Source organism: Sphingobacterium multivorum (assembly GCF_039511225.1).
Taxonomy (GTDB): domain Bacteria; phylum Bacteroidota; class Bacteroidia; order Sphingobacteriales; family Sphingobacteriaceae; genus Sphingobacterium.
Window position 1 is genome coordinate 5,566,965 of sequence record NZ_CP154261.1, and the last position, 26,426, is coordinate 5,593,390.

Annotated in this window: 20 protein-coding genes and 4 tRNA genes; 11 read left to right on the forward strand and 13 right to left on the reverse strand. The window is 40.0% G+C overall.

The annotated features are described in order from the left end of the window. Positions 1-254 precede the first annotated feature (254 nt). Entirely contained in the window at positions 255-3,140 is a 2,886-nt protein-coding gene (locus AAH582_RS23230) for a DEAD/DEAH box helicase (protein ID WP_159333442.1), read from the forward strand. A gap of 8 nt (positions 3,141-3,148) precedes the next feature. Here AAH582_RS23230 and AAH582_RS23235 read toward each other — a convergent pair whose 3' ends face one another. Further along, positions 3,149-3,958 (reverse strand): AraC family transcriptional regulator, encoded by an 810-nt coding sequence (locus tag AAH582_RS23235; protein WP_343320734.1) that lies wholly within the window; start codon positions 3,956-3,958, stop codon positions 3,149-3,151. Between the two features lie 351 nt (positions 3,959-4,309). Between AAH582_RS23235 and AAH582_RS23240 the strand changes: the two genes are divergently transcribed. Together AAH582_RS23240 and AAH582_RS23245 are read left to right on the forward strand one after the other, a co-directional pair. Then, a complete protein-coding gene (locus AAH582_RS23240; protein ID WP_343320735.1) occupies positions 4,310-5,359 on the forward strand; it encodes an HlyD family secretion protein in 1,050 nt (349 codons plus the stop codon). Positions 5,360-5,370: 11 nt separating this feature from the next. Beyond that, positions 5,371-6,942, forward strand: a complete 1,572-nt coding sequence (locus tag AAH582_RS23245) for an MFS transporter (RefSeq protein ID WP_197084016.1) — start codon at positions 5,371-5,373, stop codon at positions 6,940-6,942. Positions 6,943-7,183: 241 nt separating this feature from the next. On the opposite strand, the gene gltX is transcribed toward AAH582_RS23245, so the two are convergent. After that, on the reverse strand, positions 7,184-8,704 hold the full coding sequence (gene gltX, locus AAH582_RS23250; RefSeq protein ID WP_343320736.1) for a glutamate--tRNA ligase: 1,521 nt from the start codon (positions 8,702-8,704) through the stop codon (positions 7,184-7,186). A gap of 121 nt (positions 8,705-8,825) precedes the next feature. Here gltX and AAH582_RS23255 point away from each other — a divergent pair, with 121 nt between their 5' ends. The 5 genes from AAH582_RS23255 to AAH582_RS23275 all read left to right on the forward strand — a co-directional run bounded on the left by AAH582_RS23255 (position 8,826) and on the right by AAH582_RS23275 (position 13,671). Beyond that, the gene (locus AAH582_RS23255; protein WP_046673624.1) at positions 8,826-10,055 is read left to right on the forward strand and encodes a sensor histidine kinase; all 1,230 of its coding nucleotides are present in this window, start codon (positions 8,826-8,828) and stop codon (positions 10,053-10,055) included. After that, positions 10,036-10,584, forward strand: coding sequence for a DinB family protein (locus AAH582_RS23260; protein ID WP_046673623.1), 549 nt, complete (start codon positions 10,036-10,038; stop codon positions 10,582-10,584). The genes AAH582_RS23255 and AAH582_RS23260 overlap by 20 nt, the downstream gene beginning before the upstream one ends. Beyond that, positions 10,550-10,975, forward strand: coding sequence for a hotdog fold thioesterase (locus AAH582_RS23265; RefSeq protein WP_046673622.1), 426 nt, complete (start codon positions 10,550-10,552; stop codon positions 10,973-10,975). The genes AAH582_RS23260 and AAH582_RS23265 overlap by 35 nt, the downstream gene beginning before the upstream one ends. Before the next feature lie 322 nt (positions 10,976-11,297). Further along, positions 11,298-12,590, forward strand: a complete 1,293-nt coding sequence (locus AAH582_RS23270; protein ID WP_159333446.1) for a sugar MFS transporter — start codon at positions 11,298-11,300, stop codon at positions 12,588-12,590. 235 nt (positions 12,591-12,825) lie between these two features. Next, complete coding sequence (locus AAH582_RS23275) at positions 12,826-13,671, forward strand: DUF2911 domain-containing protein (RefSeq protein ID WP_343320737.1); 846 nt, start codon at positions 12,826-12,828, stop codon at positions 13,669-13,671. Between the two features lie 87 nt (positions 13,672-13,758). Here AAH582_RS23275 and cdaA read toward each other — a convergent pair whose 3' ends face one another. After that, a complete protein-coding gene (gene cdaA / locus AAH582_RS23280; RefSeq protein WP_046672648.1) occupies positions 13,759-14,553 on the reverse strand; it encodes a diadenylate cyclase CdaA in 795 nt (264 codons plus the stop codon). Positions 14,554-14,613: 60 nt separating this feature from the next. Here cdaA and AAH582_RS23285 point away from each other — a divergent pair, with 60 nt between their 5' ends. Beyond that, on the forward strand, positions 14,614-15,330 hold the full coding sequence (locus tag AAH582_RS23285; protein ID WP_046672649.1) for a pyridoxine 5'-phosphate synthase: 717 nt from the start codon (positions 14,614-14,616) through the stop codon (positions 15,328-15,330). A 228-nt stretch (positions 15,331-15,558) separates the two neighbouring features. Here the strand turns inward: AAH582_RS23285 and lepB are convergent, their stop codons facing one another. The 5 genes from lepB to AAH582_RS23310 form a co-directional block, all read right to left on the reverse strand. Further along, positions 15,559-17,127: a signal peptidase I gene (gene lepB / locus AAH582_RS23290; protein ID WP_084823092.1), complete on the reverse strand. Its 1,569-nt coding sequence runs from the start codon at positions 17,125-17,127 to the stop codon at positions 15,559-15,561. Positions 17,128-17,143: 16 nt separating this feature from the next. Then, positions 17,144-17,887, reverse strand: coding sequence for a 4-hydroxy-tetrahydrodipicolinate reductase (dapB, locus tag AAH582_RS23295; protein WP_343320738.1), 744 nt, complete (start codon positions 17,885-17,887; stop codon positions 17,144-17,146). 205 nt (positions 17,888-18,092) lie between these two features. Beyond that, positions 18,093-18,815, reverse strand: a complete 723-nt coding sequence (locus tag AAH582_RS23300; protein ID WP_046672651.1) for a DUF5683 domain-containing protein — start codon at positions 18,813-18,815, stop codon at positions 18,093-18,095. 1 nt (position 18,816) lies between these two features. Then, the gene (locus tag AAH582_RS23305; RefSeq protein WP_046672652.1) at positions 18,817-19,752 is read right to left on the reverse strand and encodes a ParB/RepB/Spo0J family partition protein; all 936 of its coding nucleotides are present in this window, start codon (positions 19,750-19,752) and stop codon (positions 18,817-18,819) included. 1 nt (position 19,753) lies between these two features. Continuing rightward, complete coding sequence (locus AAH582_RS23310) at positions 19,754-20,551, reverse strand: ParA family protein (RefSeq protein ID WP_046672653.1); 798 nt, start codon at positions 20,549-20,551, stop codon at positions 19,754-19,756. Positions 20,552-20,778: 227 nt separating this feature from the next. On the opposite strand from AAH582_RS23310, the gene AAH582_RS23315 reads away from it, so the two are divergent. Then, entirely contained in the window at positions 20,779-21,300 is a 522-nt protein-coding gene (locus AAH582_RS23315; protein WP_046672654.1) for an NADPH-dependent FMN reductase, read from the forward strand. A 205-nt stretch (positions 21,301-21,505) separates the two neighbouring features. On the opposite strand, the gene AAH582_RS23320 is transcribed toward AAH582_RS23315, so the two are convergent. Next, positions 21,506-24,451 carry a M16 family metallopeptidase gene (locus tag AAH582_RS23320; RefSeq protein WP_046672655.1) on the reverse strand — a complete coding sequence of 982 codons (2,946 nt, stop codon included), beginning with the start codon at positions 24,449-24,451 and terminating at the stop codon, positions 21,506-21,508. Between the two features lie 259 nt (positions 24,452-24,710). Between AAH582_RS23320 and AAH582_RS23325 the strand changes: the two genes are divergently transcribed. Continuing rightward, positions 24,711-25,892 (forward strand): acyloxyacyl hydrolase, encoded by a 1,182-nt coding sequence (locus tag AAH582_RS23325; protein WP_343320739.1) that lies wholly within the window; start codon positions 24,711-24,713, stop codon positions 25,890-25,892. A gap of 117 nt (positions 25,893-26,009) precedes the next feature. On the opposite strand, the gene AAH582_RS23330 is transcribed toward AAH582_RS23325, so the two are convergent. The 4 genes from AAH582_RS23330 to AAH582_RS23345 all read right to left on the reverse strand — a co-directional run bounded on the left by AAH582_RS23330 (position 26,010) and on the right by AAH582_RS23345 (position 26,368). Then, a tRNA-Val gene (locus tag AAH582_RS23330) sits at positions 26,010-26,084 on the reverse strand. A gap of 35 nt (positions 26,085-26,119) precedes the next feature. Then, positions 26,120-26,194: transfer RNA gene (locus AAH582_RS23335), tRNA-Val, on the reverse strand. 9 nt (positions 26,195-26,203) lie between these two features. Further along, positions 26,204-26,281, reverse strand: a tRNA-Val gene (locus AAH582_RS23340). A gap of 9 nt (positions 26,282-26,290) precedes the next feature. After that, positions 26,291-26,368: transfer RNA gene (locus AAH582_RS23345), tRNA-Val, on the reverse strand. Positions 26,369-26,426 lie beyond the last annotated feature (58 nt).

Here is a 26,426-nt window from a genome sequence, read left to right on the forward strand (position 1 = left end):
ATTTTTAATCCTATAGCGAGTCAGGCTAATTACAACCCAAATTTTCAATTCAGGTAAATCAAGCCGTGAAGGACGACCTGTTATCTTTGGTATTTAACGATACCTGTGAACAACTTCATAATGAAGGTTAGTACAGCATCTTAACGAGGCTATCCCTTGGAATCGATTTTTTAAAATTTCAACGTGCAAATTGCGATTTATGGTATATTTTATTGTATATTAGAAACCTTTATTTATAAGGTCCGCTATTTTTAATGCAACAGTCAAAGTCATTTCCAGTATATAAAATCGTTTATTCTATATGTGAGCACCCCTATCTTGGCTATCTTATTGAGCCACACATGGTCAAACTCAATCCCAACGGGACTTACTCACTACGTTATCAGCGTATATTTAGCAATACTGTCGATGCTTACGCCGCGGAATTGGATGAAGTAGATTACAAACTGATTCGATTGCTCGATGAAATCGAACAAACGCATCTCATCAAAAAATACTATAAAAAAGCAATTAGACCTGTCGATTTCTTTTCCAAAGTTTTCGATAAAAAGTTGTATGAACTTCTTCGGCCTAAAATAGATGAAAAAATGATCCAATTTTTTGAAGCTGTTGGAGACAAACCACTTTTCATGATGAGCAAAGATGGTTATCCAGCAGATCAAGAAATTAAATTGGCAACCTCTGCGGCATCGATTCTATTTCATTTTCGACGAAACGAAGAAGAAACACGTTATTTCCCGACAATCAAATACGAAAATCAGCGTCTGGAGTTTATGTTCAAAAATGCCATTGTCTTGACCAATGTACAAGCATGGTTACTTTTAAACAATACCCTATATTATTTCGATCAGGCCCTTGAGGGCAAGAAGCTCAGCCCTTTCCTGAATAAACGTTACATTTCTGTCGGTAGAAGCACTGAAAAAAAATATTTCGAAACCTTTGTATGTGGACTGATTGAACGTTATCATGTCTATGCCGAAGGATTTGAAATTCAGACCCACCAGCACCAAGCAATTCCACTCCTCCATTTGATTTATGTCGAGGATGGAGCCTCGCAACTACAACTGCAATTCAAGTACGGACCGCATACCTTTACCGCGGGAGCCGAGAATAAAGTTACTGTTCGTATGGAATATAATGCGCAAGATGATCAATATATATTCCACCGTGTCAAACGATCGTTGCAATGGGAAGAACAACAACATGAAAGCTTAAAAAAATTGGGACTACAGGATGTTGATCTCCAACTCGGCTTATTAACGCCAGCAAACCAAACTGGAAAACGGCTTTCAGTATTTGACTGGATGAACAACCATCAAGAACAACTGGAGGCTCTTGGATTCCACATTATACAAAATAGTGAAGAAAAACGCTTCTTCATAGGACACACCTCCTTAGATATCTCCATTGATGAAGACAATGATTGGTTTGATATAAGTGCTATCGCAAAATTTGGGCCTTATGAGATTCCATTTATTCAGCTGCGCAACCATATCCTTAATAATATTAAGGAATTCACCTTACCAAATGGAGAAATTGCCATGATTCCGGAAGAATGGTTTGCAAAATACAACCATCTCTTCCAATTTTCTGCAGACCGACATGAGCTCAAACTAAATAAGGTACATATTGGTCTACTCTTTGAAATTAGTGAGCATACAAAACTGGTATTTACACGAAAACTACAGAATCTAGCCAACTTTGAAGAGATTGCTGATATTCCCGAACCAAAACATTTCAAGGGAAATCTTCGTCCATACCAAAAAGCAGGATACAATTGGTTTAATTTTTTGAAGCAGTATAAATTTGGCGGCTGTCTGGCGGATGATATGGGTTTAGGTAAAACCATACAGACTTTAGCGTTATTGCAACAGCAAAAAGAACAACTCCAAGACGAACAGGATGTCCGTACCTCACTTTTGGTCTTGCCAACATCATTGGTATACAACTGGCAAAAAGAAGCACAGCAATTTGCGCCACAGCTTAATATTCACCTTCATACCGGAAACAACCGCATTAAAGATGCCTCGCTTTTCGCTAAATATGATCTGGTCATTACTACCTACGGGATTGCCCGTATTGATGAAGAAACCTTGAGTGGCTTTTATTTTAATTACATTATCCTCGATGAGAGCCAGAATATCAAAAACCCAACTTCCAAATCGTTTAAAGCCATCAAAAGCCTAAAAAGCAAAAACAAATTGGCCTTGAGTGGAACTCCTGTAGAAAATTCCGTTTCGGATCTTTGGGCACAGATGCACTTCACCAATCCAGGATTACTAGGAAGCTATACCTATTTTCAGAAGGAATTTGTACAGCCCATAGAAAAGAAAAAAGATGAAGAAAAGGCGCAGCGTCTTCAAGCGATTGTCAAACCTTTTATATTAAGACGTACAAAAGATCAGGTGGCAACAGAATTACCGCCAAAAACTGAACAGGTACTTTATTGTGAAATGACTGAAAAACAATCCGAGTTGTACGAAAAAGTCAAATCTGAATATCGCAATGCCATTCTTGACGGACAATTGGACAGCAAGCCAAAATCTACCCAAATTGCGCTGTTGCAGGGCTTGACAAAGCTCCGACAATTAGCCAATCATCCCCGAATGGTGGATGAGAAGTTCTCGGGTGCTTCCGGCAAGTTCGACGCTGTCATTGAAACGCTTGAAATGGTCATGCAAAGGGGAAACAAAGTACTGATTTTCTCCCAGTTCGTAAAACAGCTCAATATCTTCCGTCAGTATTTCGATAATAAAGGAATAAATTATGCCTACCTGGATGGCGGCACAAAGAATCGGGATGAAGCCGTTAGCCAATTTCGTAAAAACAACGATACTAAGTTATTCCTTATATCGATAAAAGCAGGTGGGGTGGGACTCAATCTGATTGAAGCGGACTATGTTTTTATTCTGGATCCGTGGTGGAATCCAGCTGTGGAACAACAGGCCGTAGACCGTTCACACCGCATCGGTCAAACGCGCAATGTATTTATCTATAAATTTATCAGTAAAGATACCGTCGAAGAAAAGATACTGGCTTTACAGAATAAAAAGAAATCGATTGCACAAAGCCTGATCACGACAGAGGAAAGCTTTATCAAGTCACTATCTCAGGAAGATCTACAGGAACTTTTGGCCTAAATAAAATATTACTGTTTATATTCATTAATCTTCGCCATATATATCGATGGACGGATACCCGTTACACGCGTAAAAATATTACTAAAAGAAGACAGCTCGTTGTATCCCACGCGCATAGCTATTTCTAGAATGGAATAGCTATTCTCGGACATCAGCTCCAAAGCTTTTGCAATTCGTATGGCTCTTAAAAACCGAATATAACTGATGCCCATATCGTCTTTGAAAAGTCTGGACAACGAGCGGCTACTCATTCCAAAGCGAGCCGCAATCTGTTCTATGGTAAAGGCCTGATCAATGTTGCTGTTCAGATATCTAGCCACACTCCTGAGTTTCTCACTTTTAGGATAGGGATGCTGCATCGGGAAAGCATCTATTGGTGAACTTGTATCCGGAATGATAGCCATCATCGCGCGCAAGAGACAGTATTTTGAATAATCGGCCGTTTTACTGACCCCTCCGCTCCAATCCTGAGCAAATAAAAACATTTCACGCACCAGATCATTGCTAAGAAATATATTCGGTACTGAAAGTACGGACGGCATCTGCTGCCGCTCCTTGAAATAAAAACTATATAGCGGGATACGGGAGCTTGTGCTTTCCAGATGATAGGTTGTATTTGCCGGAATCCACATGTAAAATCTTGCCGGTAAGTACCAGTGCTTCGTTGCCGTAAACACATGAACAATTCCACCTTCGGCATAGAGCAACCGTGCCTTTTTATGTTTATACTCACGAGAATCGATACGATCGACATACATGTGGTCTATATAAAAATCATATTGATCAGCATCAATAGCTGCCAGTTTTTCCTCTTCCATAACTTAAAATTACACTTTTCCTACAACATGGCGCAAATGAACATATATTCGTCCGACTATACAAAACAAAACGTTTCTATCTCACAGTATCTTTGTACAGCCATAGGCTCATGTGCTCAGAGGAAATTTGCTCGTATTCCGAGTACTCCTGTTTAAGTCAAATACAAAACCAGAAAGATTGCTCCTCCGAGTACAGCATAGCTGAACTGGAAGAATGGCTCCGAGACTTTTTGAGCTGGAAGCTTTGATGATTTTAAGGTAAATGGATACGTCTATTGACACTTTATAGGCACGTACAAAGTAATAAGCACAGGCAAAGCACACAATTGAAAAACGCGCAATTAAACAACAATGAATAAAGAAGATAAAAAAGACAAAACAAACGGATTTAATAAAGTGCTCGTCATATTTGCCAGCCTATTATTATTGACCGGTATTGGCGTCTTAGTCAGACACCTCATTTTTACTAATCAGTATGTCACGACAAATGACGCTCAAATTGATCAATATGTAACACCCATTGCCAGTAGAATCGCTGGTTTTATTAAAGAGGTACGATTTGAGGAAAATCAATATGTTCATCAAGGCGACACGCTGCTTATTATAGACGCGAGCGAGTATCAAACCAAGGTGGATATGGCGAATGCCGAACTCCAAAGTAGTGAGAGAAATGCCGAGGTTCTCAGCAAAACAGCCGATGCGGCAGCTAATAGTATTTCGGTTCAAAAGGCAAGATTAGAGGCTGCAAAAGTAAGTGTATGGCAGACCCAACAGGATTACAATCGGTTCAAGAATTTATTTGAAGCTGAGGCTGCCACCAAACAGCAGTACGATAATGCCAAAGCAGCATACGATATCGCATTGGCGCAATTGCACGCCATTACGGAAGAATATAATTCAGCTCAACTGAACAGCAGCAAAGAAAAAGCCAACGAATTGCCGGCAAGAGCTAATATCAATATCAAAAAGGCTGCGAAAACAAATGCACAGCTTTTTCTCTCCTATACCGTAGTAACCGCTCCCTACGATGGCTTTGTTGGCAAACGAACGATCCAACCAGGACAATTTGTAAAGGAAGGCCAGACACTAGCCAACGTCATTAGCGAGGAAAAATGGATCAACGCTAATTTTAGAGAGACTCAACTCGAAAACCTTTCAGAAGGTACTGTAGTCACGATACAGGTTGATGCTTTTCCCAAACTTAGTTTTAAAGGAAAAATTCATTCTTTTTCCCCAGCATCAGGTTCCAAATTTTCCGTGATACCTCAAGACAATGCAACCGGAAATTTCGTAAAGATTGAACAACGGATTCCTATTAAAATTGTATTTGATCCAAAACAGGATCTTAAGAAATTGCGTGCCGGTATGAATGTGGTTATCCATGCTACCCATCAATCCTAATTATCATGCGTATGAATAAATCTTTATACTATAGCTGGGTGCCCGAATGGATAAAACTTCCGCTAATGATATTAGCGATGTTCCCACATCTCATGTTAATGTCGCTCTTCCATTCCAATACAGCATTTACCGCTTCGGCACTGGATATCGAAGCCGAGGATATTCAGTATTTTCTGTCCTTGATGTATGGTGCCATAGTCGTTGCTTTACTTCTATTTCAGCGGCTATTTTCCTTCTTCAGAGTTAGAACATATATTCTTTTGACCTGCAGTCTTTCCATTTTGATCCTACTAGGTATTTCGCTGACAAGAGATCCATTTCTTATTGGCATTCTACGCGTGGTCGAAGGTATTTTCTGTGTATTGGAAGGAGCTTGCTTTCTTCCCTTGCTTATGATGCAGATTAGGCATGCCAAAAGCCGTACGATTGCTTATTTTTTCCTGTACACCTTTATGCTTACGGGATCAACTTTAACGACCTCCTTACTCAAAGAAAGTATTATGGATTATGGATGGCAAGATATGATCCACGTCGTGCTCTATTGGCATTTGATTGTGATTGCAATAGCTTTGCTCTTACTTAACAATAATCGCTTGGGTAAAAAATTCCCCCTCTATCAATTAGATCTGGCAAGTTGCTTGTTTTTATTGATATCATTGAGCTGTGGAGCTTATGTCTTAATTTATGGTCGCAAATACTATTGGTTTGAACACGCCAATATCACCATAAACTTCGCCCTTTCCCTTATTTTCGGCGCACTCTTTATGATTAAACAAAAGACGGTCAAAAGACCCCTTTTTCATTTTGAGATCTTGAGATACAAAAATGTGATCTTTGGTGTTACCCTGTTTTTTCTGTTTTATATTATTCGTAGCTGCCTCAATAATGTTTATACTGTAATGGCTACAGTTTGGAAGTGGCCCTGGCATTATATTATTGATGTACAGTACATCAACGTGTTTGGCACAATACTGGGTGTCGGTAGTTCAGGTTTTTTACTCCTGCGCGATGTATCTCCTAAATATATCTTTGGTTTCGGCTTTTTGATTTTGGCGACCTCATGTTTTCTATTTGTACCCACATTTTACCCTGACACCACAATTTGGGCAATCGGTCTTCCTTTGTTTATTCAAGGAATAGGTCAGGGATGGCTCTTTACACCGCTTGTTATCTATATCTTGACTGGTGTCGAATCCCATCACGTTGGCAATGCAGGTCTTATGGGCACAACAGCTCGGTTCTGGAGTACGAATGTCGGATTTGCTCTTATCCAAAACGTCAGTTATGTACTAAATCAAAAACATTATATTCAACTCGAACAAACATTGAATACAAGCAATACCTTAACAATAAACTATTGGGATACATTAATGGAGAAATATGCCGGAATATATGGCGATCAGATAGCAAGCCGTATTGCCAGCAAAAGTATTTCGGGAACCCTAAGTCAGCAAGCAACGTTAATCAGTAACATGGAGATATTTACTTATCTAGGGATACTAGGAATACTAATAACGGGGCTTATATTTTTATTCGGCCCAGCCAAAACACTTTTCATGCGCCTAAGGATACCATACTTGTAAATGAGGCCGCTCCCCCCTATAGACAAGCTCCATGATTTCGCGAGCAACAACAGTTAAGAACCCGAACGGAAGATTCTTTTTGGCTAATCAACCGCGTATCGCGCGCGCATTGATGACTTAATCGCGCATTGATGACTTGATAAAAACAACAGGAATCAATAAAACAGCCTCGTTCAGAAAAAAGGGGCTATTTGCATAGCAATGCAGACAACCCCTTTTCGGTATCTTGTACTTAATTTATTTAAGCATCGAATTCTTTAAGTGCTTTTTTCACACGCGCTATGACCTCTTGTTGACCAAGTAATTCAACAATCTGAAATACATCTGGTCCAAACTTACCCCCTACCAGCATAATCCGGAATGGCATCATAAGCTCGCCCATCTTCATTCCCGATGCCTGAATCGCATCTTTGAAGAAGGGTTCCAATTCAGCAGCCTTCCAGGTATTAAATCCTTCGAATGATTGGTTAATATCCTCAAAAAATGCAGTTTTCTCAGCAGACCATTTAGGTTTTACCGCGCTCAAATCATATTCCGCAGGCTGCGAAAAGAAGAAGGACGCCTGAGTCCAAAAGTCTTCAACAAAGGTTAAACGTTCTTTCACGGCATCCAATACCCTACTCACATAAGCGGCATCGGCTTCTACCTGATGGTGTTCCAAGACTGTTTTGATCTGCGGCAATAGAGATTCTGTCGACGTGCGTTTAATCCATTCATGGTTGAACCATTTTGCTTTTTCAAAATCAAATTTTGCCCCAGCTTTACTGATACGGTCAACACCAAATTTCTGGATCAATTCATCTAAGGAGAAAATCTCCTGTTCAGTTCCATCGTTCCAGCCCAACACGCCAAGCATATTGACAAACGCTTCCGGCAGGAAGCCCATCTCACGGAATCCTTTTGTTGTATCACCAGATTTCGCATCAGTCCAGTTCATTGCATAAACAGGGAAGCCCAAGCGATCGCCATCGCGCTTACTTAATTTACCGTTTCCATCTGGTTTAAGGATCAATGGAAGGTGTGCCCAGTCGGGCATGCTATCGCCCCAGCCGAGGTATTCCCACAATAAAATATGGATGGGCGCCGAAGGCAGCCACTCCTCACCACGGAATACATGTGATATTTCCATAGCTTTATCATCTACAACAACTGCCAGATGATAAGTCGGCATGCCATCTGCTTTAAGCAACACCTTGTCATCGACAAGATTGGTATCAAAAGCAACCTTTCCACGGATCATATCCGTGAATGTTACCGTTTCATCGGTAGGAATTTTTATACGAATGGTGTGCGGAGTCCCCGCGTCCAATAATTGTTGAGTTTCAGTCTCAGACAGACTCAATGAATTACGCAATTGAAGTCTATTTTCGTGGCTATAGCGAAAATTAGGCTGCAACTTACGTTGCTCATCCAATTCCTCTGCAGTATCAAATGCATAATAAGCATAACCATTCTCGATCAACTGCTCAGCATATTTCCGGTAAGATGGTTTTCGCTCACTTTGACGGTAAGGTCCGTACTCGCCCCCTTTTAACGGGCTTTCATCTGGAGAAAGACCACACCATGCTAAACATTCGTTGATATACTCCTCAGCACCTGGGACAAAACGAGTTTGGTCCGTATCCTCGACACGTAAAATAAAATCTCCCTGATGCTGACGCGCATAGAGAAAATTAAACAAAGCTGTACGTACCCCACCAAGGTGAAGACCACCTGTCGGGCTCGGTGCAAAACGCACTCTTACTTTTCTTTCTGAACTCATGCCGCAAAATTACCACAAAATTTTTGATTTGGATGGTACGTTAACTTCTTCAATGAAATAAAAGTGCAGAAAACAGACATTTATTCAGTAATTTGCAAATGAAGGACACGAATACGTAATCATGAAACCCTATCAGATTAGCCAGCAACGCTGGAAATTTATCTTGCTTATCTTTGCAGCAGTCATTGCTGTCGCCTCTTTGGTTTATACCAATTACCTCGTTCGAAATCTTGCGCATGCCGAACGTTCAAAGGCTGAGGTATGGGCCATGAGTACCAAAAATATCATGACCATGCCCGACGTTGATGATGAATTCATTACGTTTATTTACGCCGTAAGAGACAGTCTCAATTTACCAGCAATTATTACTGACGATAAGGAAGACATTATCTTCTGGCGTAACCTCGACTCCACAAAGACAAATATTAAACCCGGACACAACGACAGTGTTACAAAACATCTCGATTATGATCCGGCATATTTTCAAAAGCAGCTTGCGTTTATGAAGAAGAGCCATCCTCCGATTACATTGGAATTGGAAAATGGACAAAAATGGCATGTTTATTATAAGGATTCGTGGTTTTTGCAACAGTTGAGAGTGTTTCCTTATGTACAATTATCATTGATTGCCCTCTTTCTCATTATTGCCTATACGGTTTTCAACTCCATCCGAAAATCTGAACAAAATCTAGTTTGGGTCGGATTAACCAAAGAAGCGGCTCATCAGTTGGGCACCCCTATTTCGTCGCTGATGGGCTGGTTAGAATTGATTCGCATAAAATTTGATGCCGAAGACGATGACACGCTAAATGAAATGGAAAATGACATTAAACGACTTGAAATCGTCGCTGACCGCTTCTCCAAAATAGGATCTACTCCCGTACTGACCAACCATAACCTCTATGATGTCATCAAAAATTACATGGACTATTTTCGTATACGAACCAGTAATAAAATTACTTTCGAATTAAAAGGCGACAGGCATCTTGAAGCACAGCTCAATATTCCACTCTTTGATTGGATTATCGAAAATTTATTGAAAAACGGAGTAAACGCCATTGGCACAGAAGGAAAGATAACTGTTAATATTTCAGAAAATATTGCGAAAGAAGAAATTTTTATAGACATTAGTGATACGGGCAAAGGAATTCCGAGATCTAATTTTGAATCTGTTTTCCAGCCGGGGTTCACAACACGAAAAAGAGGTTGGGGGCTTGGCCTTAGTCTGACAAAAAGAATGGTGCGGTATCACCAAGGACAAATTTTTGTAAAAGAATCTGAAGTAGGTAAAGGAACAACATTTCGAATAATCTTAAAAAGCAATTTAAAATATGAAGCCACTCAAATCTGACGAATATCCAGCAGTTTACGCGCCTTATATTGAAACTGTCGTCGATAACGTGTTTGATGCACTAGAAGAACAAACGCTCTCCTTTCCAGCATTTCTGGACACGATTCCTGAGGAAAGAGGTAATTTTAAATACGCCGAGGATAAGTGGACCATCAAAGAAGTTGTTGGCCACGTCATCGATAATGAACGTATCATGGCTTACCGGGCATTGCGTTTTTCACGTAATGATCTTAAAGAGCTTGCCGGATATGACCAAGACTATCTCATTCAATATTCCCGTTACAACGACCGTACATTAGAAAGCCTAAGCAAAGAATTCACCTTTCTTCGCAAAGCTAACATGATGCTTTTCAACAGTTTTAATGACGTGGAATTAGAACGTAAGGGGATGGCATCTGAACGCCTAACAAGTGTAAAAGCGCTTTTGTATGTCATTGCGGGCCATCTCAATCATCACCGCATTATTATCCAGGAACGTTATTTAAACTCAGACGATGTCAAAAATTTGGTTTCAGCATTACAGCATTGAGGAAATTAACGTATTCTTCAATAAATATCTGTCGGGTCTGCTCGAGATTCAAGCAACAGAAATAGACGACAACTCCATTACAGCAACCATGCCCGTAACAGATAAAGTCAAACAGCCACACGGTATTTTACACGGTGGAGCATCTGTCGTTCTGGCGGAGTCTTTGGGAAGTATCGCATCCAATCTCGTGGTTGACCCTGAAAAATACCGCGGTGTGGGACTTGAAGTAAATGCCAATCACATACGCCCGGTCAGTAGCGGCGTAATAACAGCAAAATGTAGCCCAATACACATTGGTCGATCCACACATATTTGGGAAATAAAGATGTACGATCGCTTCAACAAATTAAATTGTATCTCGAGACTTACAGTAGCTATCGTTCCAAAATAACGATAATTATACGGCTCTTGCTAACTCGATTTATCACCTCGTTCCAATTACAATTCGACAACGTTTATAAGCAAGGGGGGACAAATTTCACAATTTATCCCCCTTTTTTTTGTCAATTAATTATCAAAATCCCTCAAAAATATGCCTTTATTTATTTCCAATATTCAAGAAATTTAAGTAGTCTTGTAGGATGGATACTTTAAAAATCAGTAATTATGAAGCGCAATCGTTTGTTCATTCCTTATTCCTACTGATTTACCAATCCTCGAACGATAACTTAACTACTCGAACGATAACTTAACTAAATATAATAAAACAAAACATGACCACTAATCCTAACGTTGGTAAAACAGCTTTTCGCCCTATGGCCATCTGCTGTGGTTTATTTTTTATCCTCGGTTTTATTACCTGGGCAAACGGAACTTTAATTCCATTCTTAAAAATTGCTTGTAACCTCGAAACAGATTTACAAGCTTTCTTCGTAACCTTTGCTTCCTATATTGCTTATTTTTTCCTAGCACTTCCAAGCTCAGTCATCATCAAAAAAATTGGTTTCCAAAATGGTTTAGTTGTCAGTCTTATTATATTAGGTTTAGGGTCTTTGATCTTTATTCCTGCGGCAGATAACAGAAGCTATGGCCTATTTTTAACAGGAATCTTTATTCAAGGTTCAGGAATGGCATTATTACAAACAGCAGTTAACCCTTACTTAAGTATTATTGGTCCTATTGATAGCGCAGCACAACGTATTTCAATAGCTGGTTTTTTCAATAAATCGGCTGGTATCATTGTACCTATCCTTTTCGGAACACTCTTTTTAAAAGATGCTCAAAAAGTAACAGCAAAATTAGAAGCAACAACGGATCTGGTCCAAAAGAATGCGATCTTAGATGATCTTCTTCAACGCGTACACACGCCATACATCTCTCTTGCAATTATATTCGTTGCCTTCGCAATATTCTTAAAGTTCACTCACCTGCCTGAGGTCGATATGGATGCAGAAGAAGAAAGCAGCGCAGAAAGCGGAACTGTTGCGGCAAAGAAAACATCGATATTTCAATATCCACATTTGTTCTTGGGCGCTTTGGCAATTTTCTTCTGTGTAGCGGTCGAAGTTATGGCGGGAGATATCATTGGCGTCTATGCACGCGAACTGAAAGTTGATCCCTTCTTTACGACCTACGCAACAGCATTTACACTATCTTGCATGTTGATCGGTTATATTATCGGTATTATCTCCATTCCAAGATTTGTATCACAACAAATGGCCCTACGCATTTGCACAATCATTGGTATCACATTCACCGTTATTTCTGTTTTCACAACTGGTACAACATCATTTATATTTGTTGCCTTGTTAGGAATCGCGAACTCCCTCATGTGGCCAGCCATCTTCCCGCTAGGAATTAAAGGTCTGGGAAAATTCACAAAAACAGGATCAGCAATTATGATTATGGGTATTGCTGGTGGAGCGATATGGCCTTTGATCTACGGGCTGTTAAAAGATCATTTACATATTGATTTTCAACATGCATTCCTATATGCAATGGTACCAGGCTATCTATACATTATGTATTTCTCTATAGCAGGTCATAAAGTTGGAAAAACGAATTAACGTAAATCCATCTTATATTTTAAGAAAAAAAGGCATCTAAAAATAGATGCCTTTTTTTCTTAAAATTCTTCCTACTTTTAGGATATAGATGCTGTAAGAGCCATTAAATACTACAGCCAAGCTATAATCAGATTTTCTGTTTTCAACAGGAGAGTAGAAAACATGATCAAATACATATCAACAGCACGTTGAACCACAGGATTAAGCATACAACAACAAACAAACAATAATACAGATGAAAAAGAATCTTTTTGCAATTGCCATTGCCGCAACAATGATGTTTACGGCCAACGAATCTTTTGCTCAGCTAAAGCTACCTGCAGCAAGTAGCTCACAGACAGTTACACAAGGATTGGGTATTGAAAACGTAACCCTTAATTACAGCAGACCTAGCATGAACGGCCGTAAGATCTTTGGCGATCTTGTTCCTTATAATGAAGTATGGCGTACAGGAGCAAATACCAATACCACATTAACCTTTGAAGGTGACGTTGAGTTGAATGGCCATAAGCTTTCTGCTGGAACCTACGCTCTTTTCACAATCCCGAACAAATCAGAGTGGACCATCATCATCAGTAAAAACACCAAACAATGGGGTGCCTATACCTATAAACAAACTGAAGATGCCTTACGCTTCAATGTTAAACCGCAGACCTTAGCAAATCCAGTGGAGACATTTACCATTTCTTTTGATAATGTTACACCTACAGGTGCTGTATTGAATCTGGCTTGGGAAAAAACGTCCGTAAAGGTTGATCTCAAAGTCAATCAACAGGCTAAAATATTAGCTTCCATCGACGAGGCTATGAAGGGTGAGAAAAAACCTTATTTTGCCGCAGCCCAATATTACTTCAGTAATAATTTAGATCTAAATAAAGCACTAAGCTGGTTTGACGAAGCTGCCAAAGCTCAACCTAAAGCTGCTCACGTCCTATATTGGAAAGCAAAAGCGCAATTAAAAGCTGGTGATAAAAAAGGTGCGATAGAAACAGCAACCAAAGGTCTTGAAGTTGCCACAGCAGATAAAAATAGTGAGTACATCAAATTGAACACACAAGTGATCAACGCCGCAAAAAAATAGGTATCTCTATCTAAAATGCCCCCAGAAAGCATCTAACTTTTTGGGGGCATTCCATTTAAGACCTTTTTTACAGCTCGGCTTTTAGTTTTATAACTCGTCTTTTAGCAATTGCTCAAGTTCTTCTGGTGAAACGTTCATATTGACGTTTCCATCCTTCGCAAAAGATATCTCACCAGTCTCTTCAGAGACGATAACGGCAATCGCATCCGAGATTTCCGTCACTCCAATTGCAGCGCGATGCCGTAGTCCGAATTGCAGCGGTAAATCCTCACTATCTGACAATGGAAGCACACAAGATGCTGTCATAATCTTAAAATCAACAATAACGACTGCACCATCATGCAATGGGCTATTTTTATGAAATATACTTTCAATCAAGCGCTTGGAGATATGGGCATCAATATACTCCCCGCTGCTCTGATAATATTCCTCGTCAAAATACTTTGAGAAAACTAATAGAGCTCCCGTCCGTGTACGCGACATGCTTCTACAGGCTTCGATAACGGGTTTTAGGTCCTCCGTCAAATCTTTCTGTATTGCCTTCTTATTCCCGATAAACGACCAAAAAACTTTCTTCCGTTTCATGGATATATTCTTTCCCACGTGCAGTAAGAACCGCCTGATTTCCTGTTGGAACACGACAATCAATGCAATGGACCCGACAGATATAAAACCGCCAAATATTTCGGTCAGCAAGCGCATATGCATCTGTTTGACGACAATATAAACGCCATAAAACAGTGCTACGCCAATCAGGATATTAACAGCAATGGTCCCTCTAATCAAACTATAGATATAGTAGATAATAATCGCTACCAATATGATATCAATAACGTCCAATAGGCGAAAGCCGCTAAACAGGCTATAGTCGATTCCATCCATATATGCAAGTTAAAAAAAAATAGATATTATTTGTATTTTTACATCATAACATACAGGAAAATGACTAGACTTTCAGTAAATATCAATAAAATCGCAACGCTCAGAAATTCTAGAGGTGGCAATAACCCCAATCTAGTATCTGCGGCATTAGCCTGTGAACGTTTTGGCGCTCAAGGTATCACTGTGCATCCACGACCTGATGAAAGACATATTCGATATCAGGATGTTTTTGATCTAAAAGCAGAAATCCAGACCGAACTCAATATTGAAGGGAATTGCCAAGAACAGAAGTTTATTGACCTAGTATTGGCCAATAAACCAGCACAAGTAACCTTAGTACCCGATACCGAAGGACAATTAACCTCTAACCATGGCTGGGATACCATTAAAAACAAAGCCTACTTACAAGATATGTGCAAATTGTTCAAAGATGCTGGTATACGTGTCTCCATCTTTGTTGATCCGGTCGAAGAAATGGTAGAGGCCGCGGCCGAAACAGGAACAGATCGCATTGAGCTCTATACAGAAGGATTTGCTACGGAGTATGGCTTCGATAAAGAACTTGCGATAAAACCCTATTTCAAAGCTGCATTAAAAGCACGTGAAGTTGGATTAGGTCTAAATGCGGGCCATGACTTAGATCTCAACAACCTGCAATATTTCAACCAACATATCCCCGAACTCCTGGAAGTCAGCATAGGCCATGCGCTCATTTCGGATGCACTATACTTAGGGTTAGAGGAAACGATCAAACGTTATCTTGCTTGTTTGAAGTAATGCAACGTTCAGTAAAGAGCATTCATCAGTCAGCACCGTTGTGATTGAGAAACTGCAAAAATATTCATTAAAACCTTCGTAATTTCGCTGTCACCAGCAGCTGCAAACGAGATCACAAAGGTTTTCTCTTGCCGAGAGAAAACACAGATTCATAAAAAAGGGCTTTCTCAATGAAAGCCCTTTTTTATTGCACCCCAAATAGCGGTGTTATTGCTCAACTTGCAGTTGCTAATGAATTCCTTTAAAGATACGGTTCCAGCGAATTTTCGAAAGCCCTGTACCAATCTCATCCCAGCTCATCCAAGTAAATAAAGCCTTTCCGACCACATGATCTTCGGGAACAAATCCCCAACCTCTTGAGTCGAGCGAATTATGGCGATTGTCACCCATCATCCAAAAATAGTCCATTTTAAACGTATAATGGTCTGCTTTCACATCATTGATATAGATCCCATCCGAACGTTTTTCTAACTTATTGTTTTCATAAACACGGATAGCTCTTTCATAAATGGGCAGAGTCTGTGCATTTAATGCCACTGTCCATCCTTTTTTCGGGATTAAAATCGGTCCAAAATTGTCAAAATCCCATTTGTATTGTGGATCGTACGGATAAGCACCTTCACCAACGGGACTTCTTCTGATTTCTTTGACATTCGACCATGATTTTACTATAGCTAATTCATCTTTTGTCATGAACAATTGATAAACACCAGGTTGCTGATCACCACCCACCGCTTCAATTCTCAGCTCTCTTAATCGGTCCATATTTAATGGTGTACCGTCCGTTAATACGAGATAATCCAACTGGCTTTCTGGCGGATCAAACCCCGGTTGGTCGTTCACAAAGAGTTTGGCATCCTTCATAGAAATTTTATCGCCCGGCAATCCGACGCAACGTTTAATATAGTTCTCCCTTTTATCAATAGGTCTTGCCTGAATCGTAAACTGCGAATTGACAGTCTGCCAGCCATAAGCCCGAACAAGATCGTAATAACTTGCATTTTGGTTCTCAAGCGCGACAGTGTCACCTGCAGGAAAATTGAAAACAACGACATCATTACGTTCAATCTTTTGAAATCCTGGCAAACGTTTATAGGGTAATTCAATCAATTCAGAATATGCTTTCCCTCCAGTGATGGGCATCGTATGATGTGCAAAAGGAAATGCAATCGGCGTGTTAGGAACCCGTGGTCCATAATTTAACTTGCTGACAAATAGGAAATCTCCGATCAATAAGGTCCGCTCCATCGATCCGGTAGGAATCATATAAGCCTCAATCAGAAAACCACGAATAAGCGACGCTGCGACAGTTGCAAATACAATGGCATCTGCCCATTCGCGCACCATGGATTTCTTATACGGATATTTAATTTTATAATCTTTGTAAGATTCAAGTGCAATTTCGGCACGTTTCTCCTCAGTCAGTTCAATACCTTCTTGGCTTGCGGCCTTTAAATTTTTAGCATATAAGCCGTTCAAAAAACGCACATTATTGTCCTTTGCCCACATTGGCAGAACAATAAAAGGAACCAAAACTGCAGCTGCATTTTCCCAAAAACGGCGTTTTCCAAAACAATGGATAAAATCAAGGTAAAGATTATAGAAAACAAAGACATTGACAATTGGCACGAGCAATAAAATTACCCACCATGTAGGTCTTCCCGTCAATTTTGCCTGAATATACTGGCTATAAAAAGGCACGATCGCTTCCCAGCCATTTCTGCCAGCTTTAACAAACAATTGCCACAATCCATATCCCGATATTGCTGTTAAAACCGCAAATATAATTAAGCCCATAATCTACTAATTAGTACTATTTATTAAAATCAAAAATTTCCGTAACTTGATAGAAACCTCTTTTGCCATTCAACCATTCAGCAGCAACTACAGCCCCTAAAGCAAATCCATCCCGGCTATGTGCAGTATGCTTAAACTCTATTTGATCAACCTCAGAACTATAAAGCACGGTATGTGTTCCTGGAACTTCTTCAATTCGATGACTTTCTATTAAAAGTTCCTGCGGTTTTGGAATAATCTCATCCTGTTCACCAACAACAGTATTTACCCAATTGGTTTTCACATCGCTATTGTCCAATATGCCCTCAGCAATCGTAATTGCTGTACCACTTGGTGCATCCAACTTGTGAATGTGGTGTATTTCCTCTACCTGAACATCATATTGTTTATAAGGTTGCAATGCCTTCGCCAACATTCTATTGATATGGAAGAATACATTCACTCCGATAGAGAAGTTGGAGCCATACAAAATAGAACCATCAGCATCCAAACACTTCACCTTAACATCCTCCAGGTGATCATACCAACCAGTTGTTCCTACTACAATAGGCACCCCTGCTTCAAGGCAAAGATTCATATTATCCAGTGCTGCAGAAGGTACACTAAAGTCAATTGCGACATCAGCACCTTTAATATCATCAGCAGTCAGGTTAGGACGATTATGTTCATCGACAACTAAAAAAATTTGATGGCCTCTTTTTAGTGCATATCGTTCGATAATCTGCCCCATTTTGCCATATCCCAAGAGAATGATGTTCATATATTTAGAAAAAAGTATAGTTTATTTTTAAAATTAAAAAATTTCAATGAAATACCCATGTTTAAAACCATAACCCTCATGAAAAATAAACTGAGCAAGCCTTATATTGTCTTAACTTTGCTGGGGTTATAGGAATGCCTTAAATAAGGAATAAACTCATGAATAAACAAATGGAATCGAAATATAACCTTTGAAATCCGGTAGTTTAATTAAATTTCATTGTCAATTTAAGTCCGACCGTAGGTTTAAACGAATAAGTTCCCGACGCGAGACTTGCATCCATTAAAGTAGGTCCAATTAAGAAAGCAGTCTTTTTGGGTTTATCATCCCCAATACTCCAACGATATTTAAGCATCGAGTCAATATAAGCCTCTGCGACATTCAGACCATAAACACCTAACGTAAGTAGCACCATAAGATCTCGATTTCGCCGCGCATTATCTTTTGCCCGGATGATAGATTGGTCGGAGATTCCGATGTAATAAGGATCAATTGGCCTACCAAGAGCTTTGTCTTGTAATACCCCCAGTAATTCCTTATAATAACGGTTATTGAAGTCAAAAACAAGTACGGTTGTTATTAAGCCACCATAGATTGCAGGTACTTTTATCCACCAAACTCCGCCATTTGTATACTGTCCCCAGCCTGGAAGTACTAAAGAGCGCTTCCATGCTTGTTTATTTTTTGCTTCAATAGCCAACCGGGTAGAATCTTTAAACACAACCTTCTCTTTCGCCTTCGCCTCCTCCTTCTCCCGTTTTTTACGTTCCTTCCGAGATTCCTTCTTTACGGTATCCTGTACCGATTTTTGCTTTATGCTATCTATTTTGACGGGTGCCAATTGTTTCTTAGGAATTGTATCCACAGTCTGTCCATGTACCACAGACAGTGCAAACACCGCAAATATCAAGCTTATTAACTTGGCCATATTACCAATCTAACAATTCAAGAATGCGACTCAAATCATCCTCCGATTCAAAAGGGATCTCAATAGCACCCTTTCCTTTTGTGCTTTTCAGATTCAATTTGACCCGAGAAGAAAATTTCGACGCCAGATCATCTTCAATTTTCTGCAATTGAAAAGACATCGGAGCTTTATCTTTTCCAGCTTTTTTCTTACCGCCTTTTTGTAACTCACGAACCAATTCCTCAGCCTTACGAACAGATAGACCTTGATCGATAATCAGTTTAAAGATATAAAGTTGCTTATCAACCTCTGGAATGTTGATCAAGGCACGAGCATGTCCCATAGTCAAAGCCCCATCACGTATTGCTGCTTGGATGACAGGTGGGAGTTTTAATAAACGAAGGTAATTTGTAACAGTAGAACGGTTTTTACTAACACGCTCACCCAATTCTTCCTGTTTTAGATTACATTCCTCAATCATGCGCTGAAAACTCAAGGCAACTTCAATCGCATTTAAGTTCTCCCGCTGAATATTCTCAATCAGGGCCATTTCCAGCATCTGCTGATCGTTGGCTGTACGGATATAAGCCGGGATTTCGGTAATACCTGCCAGGCGTGAAGCGCGGAGACGTCGCTCCCCAGAAATCAATTGATAATTGCCGTCCGAAATTTTACGTACTGTAATCGGCTGAATTAACCCCTGTAAACTAATGGATTCCGATAACTCCTGTAGAGCAACCGGGTCAAATTCTGTACGCGGCTGAAAAGGGTTGACAGATATTTCTTCTACACGAACATGGCTGATACTGCCATTCTCTTTTGTTGCTGTTACAGCAGTTGGTGTAACTAGAGGAGCCTCTTCCACTTGCTGATTACTTTTAGCAGGAACTTCTACACTATCGTTTAATAGCGCACCTAAGCCTCTTCCCAGTCCTGTTTTACGCTGATGTGCTGCCATATTATGCGGTTACTGTTTTATTCATTTCATTAAGATGCCCGTTTTTCTGTAAAATCTCCCGCGCCAAATTTAAATAGTTGATCGCCCCTTTACAGGACGCATCATGCATGATAACAGAAATTCCAAAGCTTGGAGCTTCGCTCAAACGGGTATTTCGCTGAATAATCGTATCAAAAACTAAATCTGTGAAATGTGTTTTCACCTCCTCGACCACCTGATTTGACAATCTTAAACGGACATCATACATGGTCAACAAAATTCCTTCGATCTCCAAACTCGTATTTAAACGGTTTTGAACAATTTTAATTGTGTTCAATAACTTTCCAAGTCCTTCCAAGGCAAAGTATTCGCATTGTACTGGAATGATGACTGAATCCGAAGCAGATAATGCATTAATTGTTATTAAGCCTAAAGAAGGCGAACAATCGATGATAATAAAATCATAATCCTGTTTTACCTGATCCAAGATTTTTTTCATCTTGTATTCCCTTTCGTGCATATTGATCATCTCAATTTCTGCCCCAACCAAATCAATATGAGCCGGTAAAAGATCCAAATTTGGTGTTTCTGTTGATTGAATAGCCTCATGAGGATCCAAATCATTCACTAAACATTCGTAAACACTTGCGCTGATTGTACGTGGGTCAAAACCAATCCCAGAAGTAGAGTTTGCTTGAGGATCTGCATCTACCAACAATGTTTTATATTCTAAAACCGCCAAACTAGCCGCCAAATTAATTGACGTTGTGGTTTTTCCGACCCCACCCTTTTGATTTGCGATTGCGATTACTTTTCCCATCTTGAATGAAAACCTTTCTTAATTAAAATGTCATTTTATACTACATTTCACGTTTCTGAAGATCAATTTGCCCAAATTTTAATCTGCGATTCAAATTAACAGAACTAATTCAGCATATTTCGTACTTTTGATTGATCGAAAGCACATATCCTCAGGATGCTAAGATACAAAAAATCAAGATATGTATCCACTTTGAAAATGCGCTTTTTATAAGTATCAACAACACAATGATTTTAATAATATCCGGAACAAACCGTCCCAATAGTAAGACGTTAAAAATAGCAAAATGCTACCAGCAATTACTTGATCGTAAGTCAATTGAAAGTAACATCTTTTCGTTGGAAGATCTACCAGCAAACATTTTAGAAACAGATCTTTACGGAAAAAGAAGTACCGCATTTGAACCCATCCAAGAAATGGTCAGTAAAGCTGAGCTATTTATTTTCATCGCTCCCGAATACAATGGAAGTATTCCAGGAGCACTGAAACTGTTCATTGACTGCTGTACATTTCCGATTAGTTTTTATCACAAGAAAGTTGCATTGGTTGGATTATCCTCAGGTCGCTACGGCAACCTCCGCGGCATCGATCATCTGACTGGTATTTGCCATTACTTAAGAATGCACGTGCTTCCCCTTAAGATCTTTCTACCCAATGTTCAGAACGAACTGAATGATGATGGGCAGTTATTCAAAGAAGATACGCTGCAATTTATCAACGAACAGATTGAGGAGATTATCCGGTTTTAATACGCTAGTTTTAGTAGCCATGATAGCGAATTCACCTTAAAACTAATCCTACTCGCGAACAGTGAAACAAGGATTCCGTAGCGTGAAACAAGAATAAAAAAACAAAGGGCTCACAAAACCTGATACGAAAGAAGCCTCCGGCAAACACCGGAGGCTTCTTTCGTATCATACGCTAATCTAATTCTTAAGACAAGCAATCCGGGATCTAATAGCCGAAGATCTCTTTAAGATCCAGCTTTTTCACCTCACCCAGTTTCGCAAGGTCTTCCGGCTTAAGACTTTCTTCTTTTGCCACAATACAGTAAACATAGGGTTTTTGACTCATCTCTTTCTTATGGAAAGTGCTTAGATCACCATAAGTTAATTTTGGCGCTTGCTCATAGACAACTTTACGAATATCAGTTGCATTCCCCAAACGCTGAGCAGCTAAATAACTACCTAAAATAGAAGCATTTAATACACGCTCGCTCGCTATTGATTTTTCCAAACTTACTTTCGCAATATCCAACCCTTTGGCACTTTCAGGCAATACATCCAATAGCTCATTCATGCCTTTAATCGCATCGTTAAACTTATCAGCCTGCGTCCCAACATAGGCTCCAACGGTATAATGGTTTTCTTTTTTATAAGGCTGTCCATAATAGGCATAAGTTGAATAGGCCAATGCTTTCGATTCACGGATAGTCTGGAAAACGATACTTCCCATGCCGCCGCCAAAGTAATTATTAAACAGAGAAACCGTTGGCGTTAGCGCACTGCTGTATACACCTGAACTTCTATACCAAAATACTTCAGCTTGCTTCATATCGAAATTAGCAAAAAGAACCTGATTCTGGCTTGTAGGCAACTCCGCAAACACCAACCCTTTTTTCGCTTGGACGTACTCTCCGGCACCTTGTTTTAAAGGCTTCGCTTTTGCTACAAATTCCGTAGCCGTCAATGGACCAAAATAAAGCATCGTATGTTTCATATTAGCCAAATCGTGCAATGCCTTCACCAAATCCTCCGCTTTTAAAGCATCCAATTCCGCATCTGTAAACACATTATTAAACGGATTTTTAGCGCCGTATTTAGCATAAGATTTTAGGCCTTCCATGATCGCTCCCTTGTTTTCTTTCGCATTTGCTCTCGCCTTTTTAAGACGGGCAATATACATTTTGAAAGCCTCCTGATCAGCAACACAATTACGCAACAAATCCTGAATCAAGTTCTGTGTAGCCGTAAAGTTTGAATTCAAACCCGAAATCGACACCATGGTTTCCTCATTTCCTGCAGACACTGAAAAATCAGACGCCAATTGATAAAAATCCTTGCTAAACTGCTCACTGGATTTATCTTTTGTACCCAAAAATTCTAGATAACCCGCAGCCAATGAAAGTAATTTATTGCTCCATTTTCCCACATCAAAACGATAAGACAGCGAAAACAGCTCATTATCTGAGTTCTTTACAGCAAGCACTGGTAAACCGTTTGCAGTAGCTTTCTGAATATCTTTGTTATAATCTACCCATACCGGCTGGATTTTATCCTCTGGCATTGCTTCTACGCGCTTCAAAAACTCCGACTGATCGTCACGATTGACCGTTACAGGGGTAATCTCAGGTTTAACAACTTTAACAACATTGCTATCAACCCCCTTACGTTTATAAACAACGACGTAATTATTGTCATTTAAGTATTTGTTAGCAAAATCTACCACATCTTGCTTGGTGATTTTATTCAATTCATCCGAATAGCCCACAACAGAAGCCCAATCCTGACCTGAAGTAAAGGCATCCATCAATGATTCAGCACGGTCACCATAACTTTCATTTTGTTTGATTTCGTCTTTCTTAGCGTTGTTCACAATCGCCGTAATCAGCTCATCCGAAAACTCTCCTTTTCTCAATTTTGCCAATTCTTGCAACAGCAGCTGTTGCACCTGTTCCAAGCTCTGTCCCTGACCAGGATTACCCTGCAACAGAAGCAGAGAATAGTCTTTTAATACATACGGAAAAGCACCTGCACCTAATAATTTTTGATTCTTCACTAAATCCAGATCAATCAGACCGGCAGAACCATTTGTCAAGATCTGACTCATCAGATTGAGCATACGGGCATCCTTTGTTGCAGCGCCAGGAAAACGGAATCCCATTAACATAAATTCAGCATCTGGACCTTTAACCTCGCGGACAACAGGAGTTAAAATTGGTTTCTCCGCATCAAACGTGTAGGCCGGAATTTCTTTCGCCTGCATAAAAGCAAAGGCCTTATCCACCTTTTTCACCACCTCTGTAGGATCAAAATCACCCGACATAATGACCCCCATATTGTTAGGGACATAATAGGTATGAAAATATTCACGAATCGCTTTCAAAGATGGATTTTTAAGGTGCTCTACAGTACCAATTGTCGTCTGCTTTCCATAATTATTATTCGGGAAAGCTGCGGAGAACATCGATTCTACAGCCTTACGGTTATCTTTATCTAAGCTAATATTTTTCTCCTCATAAACAGCTTCAAGCTCGGTATGGAAAAGACGCAATACCGGATATCTAAACCGTTCAGCTTGTACCGCCAGATACTTATCCACTACATTACTTGGAATTTGTTCCTGATAAACAGTCTGCTCAAATGAAGTGAAAGCATTGGTACCTTCCGCCCCCATCGATGCCATCAATTTATCGTACTCATTCGCGATAGCATATTTCGCGGCTTCTCCAGATACTTTATCGATTTCCTTATAGATTGCTTTCCGTTCGGTTTCATCTGTTGTACCATTGTATTTCTCATAGAGCGCATCAATCTGATCTAACAACGGTTTTTCCTTTGCCCAGTCTTTAGAACCAAATTTATCGGTTCCTTTAAACAGCATATGCTCCAGATAATGGGCCAAACCGGTGTGATCTTTCGGGTCTGTTTTGCTCCCCGCTTTTGTCGCAATGTAAGTTTGGATACGTGGTTCTTTTTTGGTCGGACTCAAAATCACCGTTAAGCCATTTTTCAGCTTGTAAAACCGCGAATGAGTAGGGTCGTTCGTTACATACTTGTAAGTGTATCCCCCTTCAGATGCTTCTTTCCAATCAAACTTGGCGTTTTGGGCAAACAAAGCACCCCCTGCTGTTGTTAGTGCAAACGTAACAGCAGTAATTTTAAATAGGTTTTTAATCATATATCCTTTTTCTTTTCACCTCAAACTTAGATAAATTGCTTTTTATATGCAATACATTACAGACATAAACAACAATTATTTACCCATTTGACATCCTGATGGTTATATGGTCGAATTTCACCTATCACAGACCAACGGGCGTAGCTAAAAAATGGCATTTCTTGCAACTTGATTTTCCCTACTGTTTAAATACTATTGTTACAATGATATATCATTCTTATTTTTGCAAAAATTTTAAAAAACGCTAACGTTTTATTTCATGAGATCAAGAATACTTGCTTTTGTGACCCTGGCACTACTCTCCTTTCGTGCCACAGCACAGGTCACACCCCGAATAGAAAATCCGAAAGACACCTTACAAAGCCTCAGCCCAGCCAAGAAGAGACTTATATTTCAACTTGAACATGAAAGCGGGGGCGAACTCAAATTCAATGAGCGCTCCAAAGAAACCCTTGCTGACTCGTACTATAGTGGACTGAATTTTAGAGTCGGTTTTCAAACCCAGTTTCAAGACTCATTAAAGAGCATTTACAATGAAATATACAACTATCCGATATATGGCATCGGAATCTATAGCAGTACCTTCGGCCAGGAACACCTCGGCCGACCTTTCGCAGCCTATGGCTTTGTCGCCATCCCCATTCGACCAAAAGTAAACTCGCGCTGGAATTTCAATTATCGCATTGCGCTCGGTCTTTCCGGCAGATTCAACCCCTATAACGAGGAGGATAATCCTTTCAACTTACTTATAGGCAGTAAAAACAATGTTTTTATTGATTTTGGACTTCAAGCCAACTATCGACTAAACAAACATTTTCAGGTTGGGGCCGGCGCAGCCTTTCATCACTTCAGCAATGGCGCTCTGGCATTACCGAACACAGGGATAAACCTCGTCCCCTTGAGCCTATCTGTTTCCTATACACCAACCGACAAGCCCTTTGATTTTAGAAAAAGTAGTATTCCACAAATGGAGAAAACAGAGGAACTCCATTTCAACTATGCCTTTGGTTTCAAACAGATTGATCGCGAACACGATGGCCAATATTTTAAATCTATGTTAGGTGCATACTACAGCAAGCATTTCGGCTACAAATGGCGGCTTGGCGCTGGGTTTGATGCATTTTATTCGGCCAGTGGGAACGACGAGAAGGTTGCTGGCGACAAAGCCGGGAAATTCTCTGCCTTATTTTCTTACGGCCCAGCTTTCTACATTGATCATGTGTTAAACTCACGCCTTTATATCAACGGAAATGTTGGAGTTTACCTTCATCGCAACGAATTTAATGGCGAGAGCATGCCTGTATATTTAAGAGCAGGTGTACGATATAAAGTGTACAAAGATTTCTTTGCCGGCGTTTCCATTAAAGCCCATGGTGGCAAAGCTGATTTTATTGAATGGACAACAGGTTACGGAATTAAACTAGGTAAGAAACGGAAATAGTAAGAACATAAATGCGAAAGATGCCCGAGATAGATTGAATACCGGATCGGGGACTTTCAAATTTACAGCGAATTTAGTCCATAAAAAAAGCGTTCATGAAGAACGCTTTTTTTATCGTGGGGATTACTGGGTTCGAACCAGTGACCCCTACCTTGTCGAGGTAGTGCTCTAAACCAGCTGAGCTAAACCCCCTAACGAAAAAAAAGCACCAATTGATGATGCTTTTGTGGAGGCTACAGGATTCGAACCTGTGACCCTCTGCTTGTAAGGCAGATGCTCTGAACCAGCTGAGCTAAGCCTCCGTTTTGGATTGGTGGAGAATACTGGATTCGAACCAGTGACCCTCTGCTTGTAAGGCAGATGCTCTGAACCAGCTGAGCTAATTCTCCGACTTTGTATGGTGGAGGCTACAGGATTCGAACCTGTGACCCTCTGCTTGTAAGGCAGATGCTCTGAACCAGCTGAGCTAAGCCTCCATACTTTTTTAAAGAACGCCGTTCCCTAATTGCGTGTGCAAATATAGCTTAAAAATTC

Coding starts and splice junctions, on each gene's coding strand:
- AAH582_RS23230 (WP_159333442.1), top strand. CDS start 255: ATGCAACAGTCAAAGTCATTTCCAGTATATAAAATCGTTTATTCTATA.
- AAH582_RS23235 (WP_343320734.1), bottom strand. CDS start 3,958: ATGGAAGAGGAAAAACTGGCAGCTATTGATGCTGATCAATATGATTTT.
- AAH582_RS23240 (WP_343320735.1), top strand. CDS start 4,310: ATGAATAAAGAAGATAAAAAAGACAAAACAAACGGATTTAATAAAGTG.
- AAH582_RS23245 (WP_197084016.1), top strand. CDS start 5,371: ATGAATAAATCTTTATACTATAGCTGGGTGCCCGAATGGATAAAACTT.
- gltX (WP_343320736.1), bottom strand. CDS start 8,704: ATGAGTTCAGAAAGAAAAGTAAGAGTGCGTTTTGCACCGAGCCCGACA.
- AAH582_RS23255 (WP_046673624.1), top strand. CDS start 8,826: ATGAAACCCTATCAGATTAGCCAGCAACGCTGGAAATTTATCTTGCTT.
- AAH582_RS23260 (WP_046673623.1), top strand. CDS start 10,036: ATGAAGCCACTCAAATCTGACGAATATCCAGCAGTTTACGCGCCTTAT.
- AAH582_RS23265 (WP_046673622.1), top strand. CDS start 10,550: ATGTCAAAAATTTGGTTTCAGCATTACAGCATTGAGGAAATTAACGTA.
- AAH582_RS23270 (WP_159333446.1), top strand. CDS start 11,298: ATGACCACTAATCCTAACGTTGGTAAAACAGCTTTTCGCCCTATGGCC.
- AAH582_RS23275 (WP_343320737.1), top strand. CDS start 12,826: ATGAAAAAGAATCTTTTTGCAATTGCCATTGCCGCAACAATGATGTTT.
- cdaA (WP_046672648.1), bottom strand. CDS start 14,553: ATGGATGGAATCGACTATAGCCTGTTTAGCGGCTTTCGCCTATTGGAC.
- AAH582_RS23285 (WP_046672649.1), top strand. CDS start 14,614: ATGACTAGACTTTCAGTAAATATCAATAAAATCGCAACGCTCAGAAAT.
- lepB (WP_084823092.1), bottom strand. CDS start 17,127: ATGGGCTTAATTATATTTGCGGTTTTAACAGCAATATCGGGATATGGA.
- dapB (WP_343320738.1), bottom strand. CDS start 17,887: ATGAACATCATTCTCTTGGGATATGGCAAAATGGGGCAGATTATCGAA.
- AAH582_RS23300 (WP_046672651.1), bottom strand. CDS start 18,815: ATGGCCAAGTTAATAAGCTTGATATTTGCGGTGTTTGCACTGTCTGTG.
- AAH582_RS23305 (WP_046672652.1), bottom strand. CDS start 19,752: ATGGCAGCACATCAGCGTAAAACAGGACTGGGAAGAGGCTTAGGTGCG.
- AAH582_RS23310 (WP_046672653.1), bottom strand. CDS start 20,551: ATGGGAAAAGTAATCGCAATCGCAAATCAAAAGGGTGGGGTCGGAAAA.
- AAH582_RS23315 (WP_046672654.1), top strand. CDS start 20,779: ATGATTTTAATAATATCCGGAACAAACCGTCCCAATAGTAAGACGTTA.
- AAH582_RS23320 (WP_046672655.1), bottom strand. CDS start 24,451: ATGATTAAAAACCTATTTAAAATTACTGCTGTTACGTTTGCACTAACA.
- AAH582_RS23325 (WP_343320739.1), top strand. CDS start 24,711: ATGAGATCAAGAATACTTGCTTTTGTGACCCTGGCACTACTCTCCTTT.